Source organism: Rhizobium indigoferae, assembly GCF_034554815.1.
GTDB lineage: Bacteria > Pseudomonadota > Alphaproteobacteria > Rhizobiales > Rhizobiaceae > Rhizobium > Rhizobium leguminosarum.
Genome location: NZ_CP140636.1, coordinates 410,526 through 427,330 on the forward strand (window position 1 = coordinate 410,526; position 16,805 = coordinate 427,330).

General features: G+C 61.6%; 18 protein-coding genes and 3 pseudogenes. 15 read left to right on the plus strand and 6 right to left on the minus strand.

Annotated elements, in window-relative coordinates; genetic code table 11:
• Positions 1 to 2 precede the first annotated feature (2 nt).
• Positions 3 to 842, minus strand: a complete 840-nt coding sequence (locus tag U5G49_RS25715; RefSeq protein WP_028732658.1) for a transporter substrate-binding domain-containing protein — start codon at positions 840 to 842, stop codon at positions 3 to 5.
• A gap of 196 nt (positions 843 to 1,038) precedes the next feature.
• Here U5G49_RS25715 and hutC (U5G49_RS25720) point away from each other — a divergent pair, with 196 nt between their 5' ends.
• Positions 1,039 to 1,794, plus strand: a complete 756-nt coding sequence (gene hutC / locus U5G49_RS25720; protein WP_018246348.1) for a histidine utilization repressor — start codon at positions 1,039 to 1,041, stop codon at positions 1,792 to 1,794.
• Positions 1,795 to 1,830: 36 nt separating this feature from the next.
• Here the strand turns inward: hutC (U5G49_RS25720) and hutC (U5G49_RS25725) are convergent, their stop codons facing one another.
• Positions 1,831 to 2,553: a histidine utilization repressor gene (gene hutC / locus U5G49_RS25725; RefSeq protein ID WP_115156874.1), complete on the minus strand. Its 723-nt coding sequence runs from the start codon at positions 2,551 to 2,553 to the stop codon at positions 1,831 to 1,833.
• A 119-nt stretch (positions 2,554 to 2,672) separates the two neighbouring features.
• Entirely contained in the window at positions 2,673 to 4,019 is a 1,347-nt protein-coding gene (locus U5G49_RS25730; protein ID WP_115156875.1) for a formimidoylglutamate deiminase, read from the minus strand.
• Positions 4,020 to 4,141: 122 nt separating this feature from the next.
• Here U5G49_RS25730 and hutI point away from each other — a divergent pair, with 122 nt between their 5' ends.
• From hutI to U5G49_RS25760, 6 genes are all read left to right on the plus strand, one after another.
• On the plus strand, positions 4,142 to 5,404 hold the full coding sequence (gene hutI, locus U5G49_RS25735; RefSeq protein WP_115156876.1) for an imidazolonepropionase: 1,263 nt from the start codon (positions 4,142 to 4,144) through the stop codon (positions 5,402 to 5,404).
• Entirely contained in the window at positions 5,401 to 6,936 is a 1,536-nt protein-coding gene (gene hutH / locus U5G49_RS25740) for a histidine ammonia-lyase (protein ID WP_193443721.1), read from the plus strand. The genes hutI and hutH overlap by 4 nt, the downstream gene beginning before the upstream one ends.
• Before the next feature lies 1 nt (position 6,937).
• A complete protein-coding gene (hutG, locus tag U5G49_RS25745; RefSeq protein WP_193443723.1) occupies positions 6,938 to 7,759 on the plus strand; it encodes an N-formylglutamate deformylase in 822 nt (273 codons plus the stop codon).
• 24 nt (positions 7,760 to 7,783) lie between these two features.
• Complete coding sequence (gene hutU / locus U5G49_RS25750; protein WP_024319882.1) at positions 7,784 to 9,457, plus strand: urocanate hydratase; 1,674 nt, start codon at positions 7,784 to 7,786, stop codon at positions 9,455 to 9,457.
• Between the two features lie 5 nt (positions 9,458 to 9,462).
• Complete coding sequence (locus tag U5G49_RS25755) at positions 9,463 to 10,038, plus strand: HutD/Ves family protein (protein ID WP_115156661.1); 576 nt, start codon at positions 9,463 to 9,465, stop codon at positions 10,036 to 10,038.
• A 175-nt stretch (positions 10,039 to 10,213) separates the two neighbouring features.
• Positions 10,214 to 10,843, plus strand: coding sequence for a J domain-containing protein (locus tag U5G49_RS25760; RefSeq protein WP_065276511.1), 630 nt, complete (start codon positions 10,214 to 10,216; stop codon positions 10,841 to 10,843).
• 19 nt (positions 10,844 to 10,862) lie between these two features.
• Here the strand turns inward: U5G49_RS25760 and U5G49_RS25765 are convergent, their stop codons facing one another.
• Positions 10,863 to 11,564 (minus strand): DUF899 family protein, encoded by a 702-nt coding sequence (locus tag U5G49_RS25765; protein WP_115156662.1) that lies wholly within the window; start codon positions 11,562 to 11,564, stop codon positions 10,863 to 10,865.
• Between the two features lie 446 nt (positions 11,565 to 12,010).
• On the opposite strand from U5G49_RS25765, the gene U5G49_RS25770 reads away from it, so the two are divergent.
• The 4 genes and pseudogenes from U5G49_RS25770 to U5G49_RS25785 all read left to right on the plus strand — a co-directional run bounded on the left by U5G49_RS25770 (position 12,011) and on the right by U5G49_RS25785 (position 13,527).
• Positions 12,011 to 12,493, plus strand: coding sequence for a hypothetical protein (locus U5G49_RS25770; RefSeq protein WP_246288895.1), 483 nt, complete (start codon positions 12,011 to 12,013; stop codon positions 12,491 to 12,493).
• Positions 12,454 to 12,717 (plus strand): hypothetical protein, encoded by a 264-nt coding sequence (locus U5G49_RS25775; RefSeq protein ID WP_376770321.1) that lies wholly within the window; start codon positions 12,454 to 12,456, stop codon positions 12,715 to 12,717. Before U5G49_RS25770 ends, U5G49_RS25775 begins: the two co-directional genes overlap by 40 nt.
• A 162-nt stretch (positions 12,718 to 12,879) precedes the next feature.
• Positions 12,880 to 13,170, plus strand: coding sequence for a CopG family transcriptional regulator (locus tag U5G49_RS25780; protein WP_193443725.1), 291 nt, complete (start codon positions 12,880 to 12,882; stop codon positions 13,168 to 13,170).
• A gap of 49 nt (positions 13,171 to 13,219) precedes the next feature.
• Positions 13,220 to 13,527: pseudogene (locus tag U5G49_RS25785) on the plus strand (hypothetical protein).
• A gap of 13 nt (positions 13,528 to 13,540) precedes the next feature.
• Here U5G49_RS25785 and ligD read toward each other — a convergent pair.
• On the minus strand, positions 13,541 to 14,587 hold the full coding sequence (gene ligD / locus U5G49_RS25790) for a non-homologous end-joining DNA ligase (RefSeq protein ID WP_193443728.1): 1,047 nt from the start codon (positions 14,585 to 14,587) through the stop codon (positions 13,541 to 13,543).
• Between the two features lie 132 nt (positions 14,588 to 14,719).
• Between ligD and U5G49_RS25795 the strand changes: the two genes are divergently transcribed.
• The 4 genes and pseudogenes from U5G49_RS25795 (at position 14,720) to U5G49_RS25810 (ending at position 15,747) form a co-directional block, all read left to right on the plus strand.
• Positions 14,720 to 14,920 (plus strand): hypothetical protein, encoded by a 201-nt coding sequence (locus U5G49_RS25795; RefSeq protein WP_027687810.1) that lies wholly within the window; start codon positions 14,720 to 14,722, stop codon positions 14,918 to 14,920.
• Between the two features lie 80 nt (positions 14,921 to 15,000).
• Positions 15,001 to 15,245, plus strand: a pseudogene (locus tag U5G49_RS25800) (hypothetical protein).
• A 41-nt stretch (positions 15,246 to 15,286) separates the two neighbouring features.
• Positions 15,287 to 15,499: pseudogene (locus tag U5G49_RS25805) on the plus strand (hypothetical protein).
• On the plus strand, positions 15,496 to 15,747 hold the full coding sequence (locus U5G49_RS25810) for a hypothetical protein (RefSeq protein ID WP_246288856.1): 252 nt from the start codon (positions 15,496 to 15,498) through the stop codon (positions 15,745 to 15,747). The pseudogene U5G49_RS25805 and the gene U5G49_RS25810 overlap by 4 nt, the downstream one beginning before the upstream one ends.
• 20 nt (positions 15,748 to 15,767) lie before the next feature.
• Here U5G49_RS25810 and U5G49_RS25815 read toward each other — a convergent pair whose 3' ends face one another.
• Positions 15,768 to 16,028, minus strand: a complete 261-nt coding sequence (locus tag U5G49_RS25815; protein ID WP_017957861.1) for a DUF982 domain-containing protein — start codon at positions 16,026 to 16,028, stop codon at positions 15,768 to 15,770.
• Positions 16,029 to 16,805 lie beyond the last annotated feature (777 nt).

Genomic DNA, 16,805 nt, shown 5'->3' on the forward strand with positions numbered 1-16,805 from the left:
GCTTATTGCGGGCTGACATCGACCTTGAACCACTTCATCGAGAGGTTCTTGACGGTGCCGTCGGCAAGTGCGGACTTGATCGCTTCGCTGAACTTGTCGCGTAGGTCCGTGTCGGCCTTGCGGACACCCAGGCCTTCGCCCTCGCCCCAGATCGAACCGGCGATCTCGGGGCCGGTGAAGTCGAGCGCGCCGTTGGCGGACGCAAAGGCATTGTTGAAATAGACGGCATCGTCGAAGCCGAGGTCGATGCGGCCGTTCTGCAGGTCGAGGTCGCGGTCGGCACCGGTCTTGTATTCGCGGATCTCGGCAATATCGCCGAAATTGTCATAGACGAACTTGGCGTAGACGGTCGCCGCCTGGATGCCGATCGTCTTGCCCTTGAAGGCGGCCTTCAGCGCGTCGATCTCTTTCACGCCGGTCTGGCCGGGCGTCATCTTGATCGTGGTGCCGGTGCCGGCGGCCTTTGCCAGCGGGCTGTCCTTGGCGGTAGCAAAGGCGGCAGGCGTGGCGGCATAGGGAACCGTAAAGTCGATGACCTGCTTGCGCTCATCGGTGATCGACAGTGCATCCATGATGACGTCGAACTTGCCGGCGTTGAGCGCCGGGATCATGCCGTCCCAGTCGGAGGCGACCAGCGTGCATTCGATCTTGGCGCGTTCGCACAGCACCTTGGCGAGTTCCGGTTCGAAGCCGCCGAGCGTGCCGTCGGCATTGGTGAGGTTCCAGGGCGCATAGGCGCCTTCGAGGGTAATGGTCGCCTTCGTCCAGTCTTTGGAAAAGGCAGGTGCGGCGAAGGCGGAAAAAGCCGCCACGCCACAAAGCAGGATTGCGCTGAATTTCATGTTTGAATTCTCCTCTGGAGTTGAAACAGACCTTGCGGCACCACGGCCGATCTTCGCCGGCTTGCCCTTTCCTGTCCTATTTCTGTTTCGAGGACCGATTGGGAGGTTGTATATGGTACCATATGAGATATTTTGTGATATGCAAGAGGAAAGTCGAATTATGTGGCGAATTCCATTCGTGCAAAAGGAATAGGCAATGAAGCGTCCCGGCGAGATGAAGCGCGAACTGGCGGAAAATGATAGCACCCCGCTCTATGCCGGCGTCAAGCAGGTGATCCTCGACCGCATCCAGAGCGGCGAATGGCCGCCGAAATATCGCGTGCCCTCGGAAAACGAGCTGGTCGTCGAGCTCGGCGTCAGCAAGATGACCGCCAATCGGGCGCTGCGCGAACTTGCCAACGAAGGCGAACTCGTCCGTATCCAGGGCGTCGGCTCCTTCGTTGCCGAGCGCAAGGGTTATTCGGCACTCTTCGAGGTCCGCAACATCGCCGAGGAAATCGCCGAACGCGGTCATGTCCACGAGGCCTCCGTCGTTGTTCTCGCCCAGGAAACCGCCTCTCCCGAGGTTGCCGACGCGCTGGAACTGCCGATTGGTGCTGCGGTTTTCCACTCGCTGATCGTCCACAGCGAAAACGGTGTTCCCGTGCAGATCGAGGACCGCTTCGTCCATCCGGAGGCCGCGCCTGAATATCTCGACCAGGATTTTTCGACGCTGACGCCGAACGCTTATCTGACGGCTGCGGCCCCGCTCAGCGGCTCCGAACACGTTGTCGAGGCGGCGATGCCGCAGGCCTGGGAATGCAAGTTGCTGACCATCATGAAGACCGAACCGTGCCTGACGATCCGACGGCGCACATGGTCGGCAAAGCAGGTGGTCTCGACCGCCCGCCTCGTCTATCCCGGCCACCGCTACCGGCTGGAAGCACGCAGCGGCAAGATGTTTGAGGAATAAAAACACTGCCCAAGTTGTATATGGAACATAGCGGACCTATTGCGACGCCGGCGTGAAACGCGCCACCAGCGCGTGACGATCGCCCGGATAGGTGAAGCGCACATGCGTCACCGGGCCGGCGCCGCTCCAGGTCCGGCGCTCGACCACGAGGCAGGCGGTGTTGCGCGCTATGTCTAAGACGGCGGCCACTTCGGCATTGGCCGAGACGGCGTGGATCCGGTGTTCGGCCGTGCTCCAAGGCACCTGGTTGAGCAGCCAGGGACCCGGCGCCATCGTCAGGAAATCGGCATTGGCGGCCTCCGGCACCGTCGCAAGGCTGATCAGCCGCTCCTCCAGGCAAAAGGGCCGCATGCCGGCATTGTGGATGCAGACGACCTCGACGACCGAGGACGCCACAGGCAGTTCCAGCCTTCGACTGTCTTCTGCCTTGGCCTTGCGGCTCGTCTTTTTCGATACCGCATAGGAATAGGGCAGGTTCAGCGACTGCACCTCGGCCTTGATATCGTGGATTTCGAGAACAGCCGATTGCGCCTGCGGCTGGGTGACGAAGCTGCCGGACTTCTTGCGGCGCTCGATAAGGCCGGCCTTGGCGAGCTGGGTCAGCACCTTGTTCACCGTCATGCGCGAGCAGTCATACTGCGTGGCGAGATCGACCTCGAAGGGAATGCGGTGCCCCGGCGGCCAATCGCCCGAGACGATACGACCCTCGATGTCGCTGAGGATGCGCTGATGCAAGGTGGGATCCCTGCTTTGGTTCATCGCCACGTTCCGATTGGTCTCCCGCTATCTCTTTGTTTTTACGCAATCCCGAACGCAAAACCACTACACACTTGCTGGAACTGCTCTAATTCGAATGTTTGGACAGGCAAAGCTCTTTTTCAGGCGGCCAGCAATTCGCCCATGACAGCGAGGAATCGCCGGTCGATGGCGTCGCGCCTGAGATGGCGGCCGCCCTCCACCTGCTTGCGCCCATACGTCCAGACGCAATCGACGGAAACGCCGCCGGCAAATACCCAATGGTCGAGGATCTGGTCGCCTGTGAGATAGGGAATGGCCGTCGTATCGAGCGAAACGATATCGGCGTGATGGCCCTCAGCGAGACCTGTCGGTGCTTTCAATGCGGCGCCGCCACCGGCAAGCGCATGCGTGAACAGCGAAAGTGCCGTCGAACCGCCGGGTGCCGCGACGACGTTGCGGGCGCGAAGCGCCAGGCGCTGCGAATATTCGAGCTGGCGCAGTTCCTCCGGCAGGGAGATCAGCACGTTGGAATCCGAGCCGATGCCGTAACGTCCGCCCTCTTCGAGGAAGAGCGGCGCGGCAAAGGCGCCGTCGCCGAGATTGGCTTCGGTGATCGGGCAGAGTCCGGCGATCGCGCCGCTTTTCGCCATCCGCCGTGTTTCGTCCTCGGTCATGTGCGTCGCATGGATCAGGCACCAGCGCTGATCCACAGGCGCATGATCGAGCAGCCATTCCACAGGCCGAGCGCCGGACCAGGCGATGCAGTCCTCGACCTCCTTCACCTGCTCGGCGACATGGATATGGATGGGACCCTCGCCCGCCATCGGCACGAGCCTTGTGAGCTCCTCCGGTGTCGCGGCGCGGAGGCTGTGCGGCGCCAGCCCGAGCTCGCTCCCGTCGAGCCGGTTGGTCACCGCACGGCACCCCTCCAACAGCCTTTCGAAGCTTTCGAGCGAATTGATGAAACGCCGCTGGCCATCGATGGGGGCAGCACCGCCGAAGCCGGAATGGGCATAGAAGACCGGCAGCAACGTCAGGCCGATACCGGTCTCTTCACACGCCGCCCCGATGCGCTCGGCAAGCTCGGCGATATTGGCATAGGCGCTGCCATCTCTATCATGGTGGAGATAGTGGAATTCGCCGACGCGGGAAAAACCGGCCTCAAGCATTTCCGCATAAAGTTTGGCCGCCACCGCCTCGACATGCGCCGGCGTCATCGCCAGGGCAAACTTGTACATGACAGTGCGCCAGCTCCAGAAGCTGTCATTGGCCGGGCCGCGCACTTCGGCAAGGCCGGCCATCGCCCGCTGGAAGGCATGGCTGTGCAGGTTCGCCATGGCGGGAACAAGCAGAGCGTGGCGTTCGTCGCCAGGCCTGGGAGACGTGCCGATTTCGACCCGTGCGATGCGCCCGGCTTCGAGCGTCAGCCGCACATCCTTCTGCCAGCCCTGCGGGGTCAGTGCCGTGTCTGCGTGAAGTGTGGTCATGGCCTTCCCTCTCCTTTTAGCGCGTCGCCGATCTTTCTTTTCCAGAAAAGCGCGCAAAATTTCTCTTGTCACCTGCTGATTATGTATATACATGTTTTGGCATAAGGAAAGGCGCAAAGCTGATGACCGGGAACAATTTTTCAGAGGAAGCCTCGTCCGCCGACGCCCGTCCGGCGCTTTGGCGCAATGCGCGGCTGGCCACGCTTGCGCCCGATAAAGAAGGGCTCGGCATCGTCGAAAAGGGCGCCGTGCTGATCGAAAACGGCCGCATCGCCTTTGCCGGCGCCGAAAGCGACCTGCCGGCATCGGCCATCGAACACTCCGAAATCATCGATCTGGAAGGCCGTTGGGTTACGCCCGGCCTCGTCGACTGCCACACCCATATCGTTCATGGCGGCAACCGCGCCCGCGAGTTCGAAATGCGCCTTGCAGGCGCCACCTATGAGGAGGTTGCGCGTGCCGGCGGCGGCATCGTCTCCTCGGTGAAGGCGACCAATGCGCAGTCGGTCGAGGAACTCGTCGCCGGGGCTCTGCCGCGGCTCGACACGCTGCTTGCCGAAGGTGTCACGACGATCGAGGTCAAGTCGGGTTACGGGCTGAACCGAACCGGCGAAGTGAAGATGCTGCAGAGCGCCCGCCTGCTTGGCCATATCAGACCGGTCCGCGTCGCCACCAGCTATCTCGGCGCCCATGCGACGCCAGTGGAATATAAGGGGCGCAACGGCGATTATCTCGATGATGTCGTCCTGCCAGGTCTCGACGACATGCATAATCTCGGTCTTGCCGATGCCGTCGACGGCTTTTGCGAGGGCATCGCCTTTTCCACGACCGAGATCGCCCGCGTCTTCGACAAGGCTAAGGCGCTCGGCCTGCCGGTCAAGCTGCATGCCGAGCAGCTCTCCAATCTTGGCGGCGCCAAGCTCGCCGCGTCCTATGGCGCGCTTTCAGCCGATCACCTCGAATATCTCGATGAAGATGGCGTTGCGGCGATGGCCGCAGCCGGCACCGTCGCCGTGCTGCTGCCCGGCGCCTTCTACGCCATCCATGAAAAGCAGAAGCCGCCGGTTGAGGCGTTGCGGCGGGCAGGCGTGCCGATCGCGATCGCCACTGATTGCAATCCCGGCACCTCGCCGCTCACTTCGATGCTGCTCACCATGAACATGTCGGCCACACTTTTCGGCCTGACCGTTGAGGAATGCATCGCCGGCGCCACCCGCGAAGGTGCGCGCGCGCTCGGTCTGCTCGACAAGACAGGAACGCTCGAACCCGGCAAATCCGCCGATCTCGCCATCTGGAATATCGAAAGCCTTGCCGAGCTCGTCTACCGCATCGGCTTCAATCCGCTTCACACACGCGTCTTCAAGGGCGAAAGGAACGGTCGATGACCATCACACTCCACCCGGGCTCCGTCTCGCTCAAGGATTTGGAAATCATCTACTGGACAAGCGCACCGGCAAGGCTCGATCCCGCCTTCGATGCGGGGATCGCCAAGGCCGCTGCCCGTATCGCCGAGATCGCCGCCGGCAATGCGCCGGTCTACGGCATCAATACCGGCTTCGGCAAACTCGCCTCGATCAAGATCGACAGCGCCGATGTGACCACCTTGCAGCGCAATCTCATCCTGTCGCATTGCTGCGGCGTCGGCGCGCCGCTGCCTGAGAATATCGTGCGGCTGATCATGGCGCTGAAGCTGGTCTCGCTCGGACGCGGCGCCTCCGGCGTGCGGCTGGAGCTGGTACGGCTGATAGAAGGCATGCTGGAAAAAGGCGTCATCCCGCTGATCCCGGAAAAGGGCTCGGTCGGCGCCTCCGGCGATCTCGCCCCGCTCGCCCATATGGCGGCGGTGATGATGGGCGAGGCCGAAGCCTTCTTCGCCGGCGAACGCCTCTCAGGTGCGCAAGCCCTCGAAAGGGCTGGCCTCAGACCAGTGGTGCTCGCCGCAAAGGAGGGCCTGGCGCTGATCAACGGCACCCAGACCTCGACGGCGCTGGCGCTGGCCGGCCTGTTTCGCGCCCATCGTGCCGCACAGGCAGCCCTTATCACCGGCGCCATGTCCACCGATGCCGCCATGGGCTCTTCGGCGCCCTTCCATCCGGATATTCACACACTGCGTGGCCACAAGGGCCAGATCGACACGGCAGCCGCGCTTCGCGCGCTGCTCGAAAATTCCATCATTCGCCAGAGCCACATCGAGGGCGACGAGCGCGTGCAGGATCCCTATTGCATCCGCTGCCAGCCGCAGGTTGACGGCGCCTGCCTCGATCTGTTGCGCTCGGTCGCGCACACCCTTGAAATCGAGGCCAATGCGGTCACCGACAATCCGCTGGTTCTCTCGGACAATTCCGTCGTCTCCGGCGGTAATTTCCACGCCGAACCCGTCGCCTTCGCCGCTGACCAGATCGCGCTCGCCGTCTGCGAGATCGGTGCGATTTCGCAGCGCCGCATCGCGCTGCTGGTCGATCCGACACTCTCCTACGGCCTGCCGGCCTTCCTCGCCAAGAAGCCGGGCTTGAATTCCGGCCTGATGATCGCGGAGGTTACGTCGGCGGCGCTGATGTCGGAAAACAAGCAGATGTCGCACCCGGCCTCGGTCGATTCGACACCGACGTCGGCCAACCAGGAAGACCATGTCTCGATGGCCTGCCATGGCGCCCGCCGCCTGCTTGCCATGACCGAGAACCTGTTCGGCATCATCGGCATCGAGGCGCTGACCGCCGCCCAAGGCGTTGAACTGCGCGCGCCCCTATCGACGAGCCCGGAGCTTGCCAAGGCGATCGCCGCTATTCGCAGCAAAGCTCCGAGCCTCGACGCCGATCGCTACATGGCAAACGACCTCGCCGCCGCCGCCGAGCTGGTGGCAACGGGCGCGCTGAACGCCTCGGTTTCGTCTGGCATATTGCCGGTATTGGAGGGTTGAGATGATGGCGACGGAAAAAGTCTCCTCCCCATGCGAAATTCGCCAAGGCACCTCCCCCGTCATCCTCGGCTTCCCCCATACCGGCACCGACGTGCCGGCTGAGATTGCTGACCGGCTCGACGACAATGGCAGGATGCTGGCGGACACCGACTGGCATATCCACAGGCTCTATGACGGCCTGCTGGACAACGTCACGGTGGTGCGCGCCACCTTCCACCGCTATGTGATCGACGCCAACCGCGATCCGGCGGGCGTCAGCCTCTATCCCGGCCAGAACACCACCGGCCTCATTCCGCAGACGGATTTCGACGGCAAGGCGATCTGGAAGGATGGGCAGGCGCCTGACGAAGCCGACATCGTGGCGCGGCTGCGGGACTTCCATGCTCCCTATCATGCCGCACTCGCCACCGAGATCGAGCGCGTGAGAGCCATCCATGGCGTCGCAATTCTCTACGACTGCCACTCGATCCGCTCCCACATCCCCTTCCTCTTCGAAGGCAAGTTGCCGGATTTCAATATCGGCACCGACATGGGCAAGACGTGCGACAGCGCGATCGAGCAGGCGACGCTCACCGTCGTCGAAGCCGCCGAAGGTTACGACAGTGTGCTCAACGGTCGCTTCAAGGGCGGCTGGACGACACGCCACTATGGTCGGCCCGACACTGGTGTGCACGCGATCCAGATGGAGCTCGCGCAATCGACGCATCTCCAAACCGAGGCGACGCCCTTCGCCTACGATGCCGCCAAGGCAGACAGACTTCGCGTCCATCTTAAAAAAATTCTGGTGCGCATCGAACAGATTGCACCAGGCCTGAAACGATAACGATCACTCGACAGGGGAACCGCCATGAACAATCCACGCCACAATATCCGCGAAATCCGCGCGCCCCGCGGCAACGATCTCAATGCCAAGAGCTGGATGACTGAAGCGCCGCTGCGCATGCTGATGAACAATCTCGACCCTGACGTCGCCGAAAATCCGAACGAGCTCGTCGTTTATGGCGGCATCGGCCGCGCCGCCCGCACCTGGGAGGATTTCGACCGCATCGTCGCGACGCTGAAGACGCTGACGGAAGAAGAAACCTTGATCGTCCAATCCGGCAAGCCGGTGGCCGTATTCCGCACCCACAAGGATGCACCGCGGGTGCTGATCGCCAATTCCAACCTCGTGCCGCATTGGGCGACCTGGGATCATTTCAACGAGCTGGATAAGAAGGGCCTTGCCATGTACGGCCAGATGACGGCCGGCTCGTGGATCTATATCGGCACGCAGGGCATCGTGCAGGGCACCTACGAGACCTTCGTCGAGGCCGGCCGCCAGCACTACGGCGGCAATCTCAAGGGAAAATGGATCCTGACCGGCGGCCTCGGCGGCATGGGTGGCGCCCAGCCGCTCGCCGCCGTCATGGCCGGCGCCTGCTGCCTTGCCGTCGAATGCAATCCCGATTCGATCGATTTCCGCCTGCGCACCCGCTATGTCGACGCCAAGGCCGAGACGCTCGATGAAGCGCTTGAGATGATCGACCGCTGGACCAAGGCCGGCGAGGCCAAATCCGTCGGCCTGCTCGGCAATGCTGCCGAAATCCTGCCGGAGATGGTCCGCCGCGGCATCCGCCCCGATATCGTCACCGACCAGACCTCGGCCCACGACCCGATCAACGGCTACCTGCCGAAGGGCTGGACGATGGGTGAGTGGAAGGCAAAGCGCGAAAGCGATCCGAAGGCAGTGGAAAAAGCAGCGCGCGCCTCGATGCGCGAGCACGTCGAAGCAATGATCGCTTTCTGGAATGCCGGCGTGCCGACACTCGATTATGGCAACAATATCCGCCAGGTCGCCAAGGACGAAGGCCTCGAAAACGCCTTCGCCTTCCCGGGCTTCGTGCCGGCCTATATCCGTCCGCTGTTTTGCCGCGGCATCGGCCCCTTCCGCTGGGCGGCCCTTTCCGGCGATCCGGAGGATATCTACAAGACCGATGCCAAGGTGAAGGAGTTGCTGCCTGACAACAAGCACCTGCACAACTGGCTCGACATGGCCAGGGAGCGCATTGCCTTCCAGGGCCTGCCGGCACGCATCTGCTGGGTAGGTCTAGGCGACCGCCACAAGCTCGGCCTCGCCTTCAACGAGATGGTGAGGACAGGCGAACTCTCCGCCCCGATCGTCATTGGCCGCGACCATCTGGACTCCGGCTCCGTCGCCTCGCCGAACCGCGAGACCGAAGCGATGAAGGACGGTTCTGACGCCGTTTCCGACTGGCCGCTGCTCAATGCCCTGCTCAACACGGCATCGGGTGCGACCTGGGTGTCGCTGCATCACGGCGGCGGCGTCGGCATGGGCTTCTCGCAGCACTCCGGCATGGTCATTTGCGCGGACGGCACGGACGATGCCGCAAGACGTCTCGAGCGTGTGCTCTGGAACGATCCGGCGACCGGCGTCATGCGCCACGCCGATGCCGGCTACGAGATCGCCATCGAGTGCGCCAAGGAAAAGGGCCTGCGCCTGCCGGGCATTCTCGGGAACTGAACCCGGTGAGGATCCTGCGCGCCGGCGATCATAAACGCATGCCCTGGAAAAACGGCAAGGGAGAGACGGTGGAGATCGCCGTCTTTCCAGCTGACGCTTCGATCGACGACTTCGACTGGCGCATCAGCATGGCGACGGTCGCAGAGGACGGCCCGTTTTCGATCTTTCCCGGCATCGACCGCACGCTGGCGATCCTTGATGGTAACGGCATGGTGCTCGAAGTGGAAGGCAGCGCGCCGGTGCTGCTGACAACGGCAAGCGATCCGTTAGCCTTCCCCGCGGATGTCTCCGTCACGGCCAGGCTCCAGGATGGATCAATCACCGATCTCAACGTCATGACACGCCGTGTCGGGCTCGCCCACAGGTTGATCCGCATCGACGTCGATGGCGGCAAGAACGTGCCGCTACCGCCCGCGACATGCCTGTTTCTCTGTGATCAGGGCGCATTGTCATTCCGAAAGGACGGCGAGACCGGCGCGCTTGCGGCCGGCGATGCACTGCTGATCGAGGACGCGACCGCAACCGTGCTGGAAATCGATGGCGAAGCCAGATGTTATCTCGCTTCGATCACCACAAGCTGATTTCCGAACAACGAATTGAAAACATTAAACAATCGATGATTTGGCGCGGCATGTGCATAAACCATCGCCATCTCGGGCCATGGACGTCATTCGTCGTTTCGGTCTAAACTTCGCCCTTCTGATGCAGAAGAAGACCTAGACTGCCCGCAACGTGCCGGGGAGCAAGGGAGCAGGCGTGACGGATCCATACGATATTCTCGGCGTTGAACGCGATGCGGACGAGGCGCAGCTGAAGGCCGCCTATCGGCGCCTGGCGAAGGTTGCCCACCCCGATTCGGGTGGTGATTCGGAAGCCTTTGCCAATCTGCAGAAAGCCTATGGGCTGCTTCTCGATCCGGTCCGGCGCAAGGTCTACGACGATACCGGCTATGACGTTGAATTCGCCGATGCGGCCGAATTGCAGGCGCTCGTGATGATTGAGAAGCTCGTCACCGATGCAGTGCTCGACGAGCGCGCACCGGGAAGTTTCGATCCTGTCGCCGTCATGCAGGACAGCCTTTCCGAAGAACTGCGCAAGGCGCGTTTCAGCAAGAGCGAGCTGGAGCGCCACGCCTCGCGCGTCGGACTGCATCTCGAACGGCTCGAAAAACAGTCCGGCCGCGATGTGCTCGCCCACATGTTTCGCGCCCGCATCGAAGCAATCTCCAAGGCGGTCGCGGAAACCGAGGCGAAGATAAAGGCGACGGAACGCGCCGCCGACATGCTCTCCGGCTATGTCTACGACATCGATCCGTCGCCGCTGCCGGATGCCGCCGTCACCAGCATCGAATGGGTCGAAGCCTCCAGAAACCGCTCCACCGGCTGACGGCGGACGACGCCGGCTATTAATAGGACAGCTTCGGATACCAGTCCGCGGGCCGGCCTTCGGGCGTCGAATCGATAATGGTCCAAAGCGGCATCAGGTCGGGCGCGCCGCGCGGATCCTCGCCCGGATCAGCCGTCACCTCGCCCATCTCCTGGCTCCAGAAATGGCGGATGGTGCCGTCGCGTCGCGTGAAAACGTTGAAGGCGGCACCATCGCCACCATCCGTGCCGATCGCGTGATAGTCGCGGCTATAGTCGTCCGTCATATCGGAATATAGCGGCAGGTGATGCCAGCCGCGTTCTTTCTTGAAGGCGAGCAGCTTTTCGATCGGCGAGCGGGCGACGACGGCAAGCGCTGCGCGCTGCTGGATGTCAGGCACTTCGCCATCCCAGGCCGACAGAAGCGAGGTGCACATCGGGCATGGACGCTCGCGTTGCGGGCCGAACATGTAGCTGTAGACGATCAGCGTCTCCTTGTCGGCGAAGAGCTCGCTGAAGGATATTGGCCCATCGCTGCCCTCGAAGCGGTAGTCTTTCGTCACCTCGCCGCCCGGCGGCAGCGCCCGGCGCTGTCTTGCCACACGCTCGATGTGCCGGCGCAACTCGATCTCTTCGGCCAGCAGCGCGTCGCGGGCGCTGCGATACGCCTCGCTCTCATTGGGAAACCGGACGCCGTTCTTGGCCGCAAGCACGGCGGCGGGTGCCAGATGCTGATTATCCATGACAATAGCTCCTTCTGTAGCCTGAGAACGTGCTGAAGCCACGACCACGGTGCAGCACATCATGACAAGGACGATCGGCTGTTGCGAAAATCGACAGTGCCGACGGAAAATATTCGCCCCGCGCTTTGGCCGGCTCGGCGCCCGGACCACCAAAGCCAAGCAGATCAAGATCGCGCCTTCGAATGCGGACCATCGAACCAGCTCATGATCAGCATCGCGCCCTTCCGAGAGGACGCCACCGACCCAATCGTAGATATCTCGCGAGCGGATCTCCAGATTTGTTTCGCGGGCGGCGCCGCGCTTGCGCAGTAAGACAGGATGGGCGGTACGCCAATGGCAGCCTTCACCGCACATCCTAAAGCTGCGTTAACGATAGATTAACATGCAATTTGACGTCGTGCCGAAAGCGATGCTGGCAGCGGGCATCTGAGGGGTTATCCGTGAAAATGTATCTGTTGGCTCGACGTTTCGGCGTCGTGGCGATGTCGTTCGCCTTGGCGAGCTGCACAACGACGCCGGTTGAATTCAACAACAAGCCATCGGCCGTGAGCAAAGCCGCGCTCTGCAAGACCGCCCTGGAAACTCAGGATCCAGCGATATTGTCATCACTTTCCGCACTACCAACCTCCCGGACGAGACATTGCGCTTCTGCCACCGCACCTATTGCCGGCGGCGTCGTCGTATTGCCAATCGTACTGGCAGTTGCCTGGATAGCGTCTCGTTGGGGTATATGCACCGCCGCCGCAGTTGCCATTGGCGCATACAGCAGCAGCGGTCCCGACCAATGCAAGCCCCACGAGAACCGCAGCGGCCTGCCGTTGCTGGGCAACCATCTGCTCACATTCCAACATGCTCATCTCGCGTCGGTTCACTTCCGCCACGAGCTGGAATTGAAACGATACTGTTTGCGAGCGTTCTGCTGGGGCTAAGCTTCGCAGCCCCCGGCTTCTCCCAGAGCTTCGGCGGGAATTCATGCGTAGACAACTGCGAGGGCCACAGGGCCGGCTATGACTGGGCGGAGGAAAACGGCATTCAAAGCGAGGATGATTGCTCGGGCAATTCGTCGTCTTTTGAAGAGGGATGTCGGACTTATGTCGAAGACTCCGGCCGCGGGGCGGAGTACGACGATGATGGCAATGAGATTGACGAGTAGCACCTGATGACCCGCTTCATTTGCGTTTTCCGGCAGCCTCCCTCCTCGGCAGCTGCGCTTTTGGATGCCGGCAGATTGGATGGACTGGTCCGTTCGACCGGCAATTCGTGGTGTGCATCAATTTCGCTGCGCCATCCCCAATGACCGTGCGCAGGTGAACCCATGACATACCCCGACACCGCAACCCTCCTCGAAGACGCCGCCAATCGGATCGCAGATATCTCACGCGCCGATCTGCAGATCATGCTTCGCCGCGCGGCGCTGCGGCTGCGTAATTCCGGCGCCGTGTCGATGGAGGATGATGTCGAGGACGCCCTGCGAGACCTGGCTGGCGAGTTCGGCATGACGCGTAACGACACGATCAGGTTCATCGTGCGGGAGTGGATGGAGAAGAACACGTATCTGCCGGTGTATGAACTCGACGAAGACGGCGATATTGATGGCACGGCTTGATCTCTTGGTGCAAACGCTACTAGGCGTCGGTCGATAGGGAGAAGTTTTATTGCGTGCTCAAGAGCAGGCTCCGCTGTGGGTGTGGCTCGTGTTCTGCGGGTCAGCTGCCATTTGCGCCAACAGCTGGTATTGGTACATCCGGTCAATCATCTTCTATTATAAGAATGGCTTCGACTTCAGCGAAGATTTCGGCCCAAAAATTTCCGAATTCGAAGATGATGATCGCTTCACGGCGAAGCCGAGAGAGAAACTCCTGATCGTTTGGCCTCTTTTGGTGGCGGCTGGCTCTGCCATCTTTATCCCAATTACTCTAGTTTTGACGGGATCCTCAAGCCTTGTTGCAATTGCGGGCCGTAGCGGCGCTGGCGGATTATTCCATCTCATAAACCGTCGCCTCATCCTGCACCTCCCGCAGCCCCTTAAAGGCGGCATGCCGCAGCTTCCCGTCATCCGTCCACGCCCGGTATTCGATCTCGGCGATGAGCCTTGGCTTCACGAATATTGCTCTTTTGCGATCGACGGACGCAGCCGGCATGGATGTGATGAGGCCATCGAGCATCTCACGAAGCTCATAAGCGTTGCGCTCGTTGAAGCCAGTCCCGACCCCGCCAACGTAGACTAGCTCCTTGCCCTTGCGCGCGGCGAGCAGAAGCCGACCTATCCCGGCACGCGCGACTGTGGATCGCTCGTAGCCGACGATCACAAAGCTGTCGCTCTGGATGCACTTGATCTTAACCCAGTCGCCGATCCGGCGGGAGCGATAGGGCGTATCCCGGCGCTTGGCGATGATGCCTTCGAGCCCATGCTGGCAGGCGCTCGCCAGCAACTGATCACCGTCCGCCTCGATCTCCTCGGAAAGCCGGATATCGCCCCGCCCTTCGGCCGGCACCAGATCCTCGAGCAACTGCCGGCGCATGCTGAGTTCGGAATTCCTGAGATCATGGCCGTCGAAATAGAGCAGATCGAAGGCCATGAAGATGGCGTCGCTTGACTTCTTCTTGCCCCCGCGACCGCCCAGCGATTGTTGCAGCAGGCCGAAATCGGGCCGGCCCCGCTCGTCCAGCACCACAGCCTCCCCGTCCAGGATCGCCGTGGCGACGGGGAGCTCTTTCGCCGCCCGTTCGATGGCAGGAAACCGGGACGTCCAATCGTGGCCTCCCCGCGTCAGGATTCGCATGCCTGTAGGCTCGATATGAAGCGCCAGGCGATAGCCATCCCATTTGATCTCGAAAACCCAATCGTCGCCCTTCGGCGGCCTGGCCTTCAGCAGCGCAAGGCATGGCTCGATGCGCGCGGGCATAGGGTCCAAGGGGAGATTGGGCTGCGCAGGATCTCGGCGACGGCGCGGCCGACTGCGGACCGGCGCGTCGGCTTCGCCGAGCAGCGGCTTGGAAGGTTTGCGAGGCGGCTTTGTCATCGCGCGATGACATCAGCAGCGCCTAAAAAAGCAATTGACCCAGATTGATTATTGACTCGCATCTATATGAGAACATAATAGGAACATCGGCGCGCGGCCGCCATTCTGAAAATCGAAGTACGGAGCACGGATATGCGAGAGCAGCCGATCGGCGAAGCCGTGGAAGACGATGAGCGTGCAAAGGTGATTGCCTACCACAGAGGCGATACCCACGCAGCTATAGACACCCTGCTGGACGACATCCGTCACCTTCGCCGGCAATTGGCATTGACCGAAGGCGCCATGAGCCGAGGCATGGCCCGCGGCTGGCGACCGAGCTACCATCGAGACTGATATGCCCACAATGAATCATGAGCGAAAGCGGTTGCGATGGCCGGTTTGTAATGTTGAGCCCGAGACCAGAGCTGACGCCTATGCTTGACCGTCCCCAACCAAAGCCCGTGTCATTCGAAACTGCTCTGAGAGACTGATGGTCGTCGCAACCGCAGTCTTTCCGCGAGAGCATCAGCCTGTCGGTTGCCCGCGCATGCTTTCGCGCAGGATGCGCGGCAGGCAAGCAAACGACCGAACAGCGCTTCGTATTCAAAGCCGGCCGCATGCGCAGGCCCAGAAGCGGTGGCCAGTCCCGAAAGCGGGCTGGCAACTCCAGGAGGAATGATGAGCGACACCGACAGACGGCCGCTGACGGAAGCACCGCAAATGCATGTCGACTATTGCGAAGAAAAGGGATGCGAGGAGTGGAGTGGCTGGGACAACAGTCCTTCTCCGGCTGTGGCGACTCGCTGGTAGTGCTTCGAGCATTTCCCACACAGGTCATACGAGCAGGAACAGGCACTCAGGCGGACGCTAGAGGCGGCCGAGCGTGGAGATATCGTTCAACGATTGCTGGGCGGATCATCTGCGGATCTTTGACCGTCGTCGACGGCGACACGGTAGATGCGGCGGGCAGAACATGCGGTTGCTGGGAAGGTGTTCCCTTCGTTCCTGGCTTCGACACGCCGGAGACGCACGCGAAGTACATGAAGGAACGGAAGCTGGCACTTGTCGCCGAAGAGAGGCCAAAAGAGCTGCTGGCCGCGCGCAGCCTGAAGGTGATGCTCAGCGGAGTGGACCTGCGCATGCAGCGCAACGAGAGACCCGTGTCATGGAGGCGCCCATGAGCTCATTAGTCGGCGGAAACTCAGTGAACGGTGATCACCGGAATGCCAGCTTCGTCGGCGGCACGGATAAGCGCTGCTCGGGCATCCTGAGCCGGAATTTCCCCATGAATTGCATTCCGGCAGGCCCTAATCGCTATAAGATATTCTTCTCCATCGTCGACCGGCCAGCTAGCCGTCAGCATTTCGGCAGCCTGGAAAAGGGTCGCGACGAGCTTGTATTTTTCCGACCCGCTTACAACGAGCATCAGAGGGGTAAACTCTCCGGATGTGTGCCATTTCATGACTTTCGGTCTCCCACGGTAAATATATTAGTAACCGTGCAAGAACTGTTCCGTGATCTTCTGCCAAGTTTGTTTCGCAGGCCGCATCATAAAAAGGAGACCATGTCTTAAAGGCGCTTCAGTCGCCTCAGCATCGCCAGCGTCAGCATGGGCTCCTGTTGGCGGGGAAACGCTCGCCAGCCTCATTACCCGGCATGCTGAATCCACGAAGGCCGCCGACATGTTCGCGAGGAAGTCGGCCCCCCCGAATTATTCCGGAACGTCGACATCATCGAAATACCGCTTAACCAGGGATGGCCGCGATTGCCCCTACCGGACCGGCTCCAGCGCTGCCACGTCGCCATGTTTCACCATCCCAAGCCGGCACGGATATCTCGATCGGCGAGCCAGGCATGGAGCCGCCTATGCCATACCGCTTGCAAGAGCCTCGGATCGCCTTGTCCGTCTTCTCCGCGAGGGTCCAGGCTTTTTTGACGGTTGTACCTTGCTCTTCCTTATCAAAGAGTGGGCCATGGCCCGAGAGCGCCGGCGGCGATCGGTTCGCTGCTCGGGAAAAGCATCTCTCATCACGGCACCACTCTTGAATAAACGGAAGGACAGGCGAGTTTCGGTTAGCAAGGAGGAAATCATGTCCGTACCCAGCGAGCCTATCGTTCCGCCGCCAGCGCCGCCGATCGGCAATCCCGAACCTGAGCGAGATCCTGAGGGAGACTCCGCCGCCTGATGGCCCCGAGCCAGACGACGGCGACGTTCCGATGACGCAAGCTCACGCCCAGG

Coding starts and splice junctions, on each gene's coding strand:
- U5G49_RS25815 (WP_017957861.1), bottom strand. CDS start 16,028: ATGAAATGGCACACATCCGGAGAGTTTACCCCTCTGATGCTCGTTGTA.
- U5G49_RS25765 (WP_115156662.1), bottom strand. CDS start 11,564: ATGGATAATCAGCATCTGGCACCCGCCGCCGTGCTTGCGGCCAAGAAC.
- U5G49_RS25730 (WP_115156875.1), bottom strand. CDS start 4,019: ATGACCACACTTCACGCAGACACGGCACTGACCCCGCAGGGCTGGCAG.
- hutG (WP_193443723.1), top strand. CDS start 6,938: ATGATGGCGACGGAAAAAGTCTCCTCCCCATGCGAAATTCGCCAAGGC.
- hutU (WP_024319882.1), top strand. CDS start 7,784: ATGAACAATCCACGCCACAATATCCGCGAAATCCGCGCGCCCCGCGGC.
- hutC (WP_018246348.1), top strand. CDS start 1,039: ATGAAGCGTCCCGGCGAGATGAAGCGCGAACTGGCGGAAAATGATAGC.
- U5G49_RS25780 (WP_193443725.1), top strand. CDS start 12,880: ATGACATACCCCGACACCGCAACCCTCCTCGAAGACGCCGCCAATCGG.
- U5G49_RS25795 (WP_027687810.1), top strand. CDS start 14,720: ATGCGAGAGCAGCCGATCGGCGAAGCCGTGGAAGACGATGAGCGTGCA.
- hutH (WP_193443721.1), top strand. CDS start 5,401: ATGACCATCACACTCCACCCGGGCTCCGTCTCGCTCAAGGATTTGGAA.
- ligD (WP_193443728.1), bottom strand. CDS start 14,587: ATGACAAAGCCGCCTCGCAAACCTTCCAAGCCGCTGCTCGGCGAAGCC.
- hutC (WP_115156874.1), bottom strand. CDS start 2,553: ATGAACCAAAGCAGGGATCCCACCTTGCATCAGCGCATCCTCAGCGAC.
- U5G49_RS25770 (WP_246288895.1), top strand. CDS start 12,011: ATGTATCTGTTGGCTCGACGTTTCGGCGTCGTGGCGATGTCGTTCGCC.
- hutI (WP_115156876.1), top strand. CDS start 4,142: ATGACCGGGAACAATTTTTCAGAGGAAGCCTCGTCCGCCGACGCCCGT.
- U5G49_RS25715 (WP_028732658.1), bottom strand. CDS start 842: ATGAAATTCAGCGCAATCCTGCTTTGTGGCGTGGCGGCTTTTTCCGCC.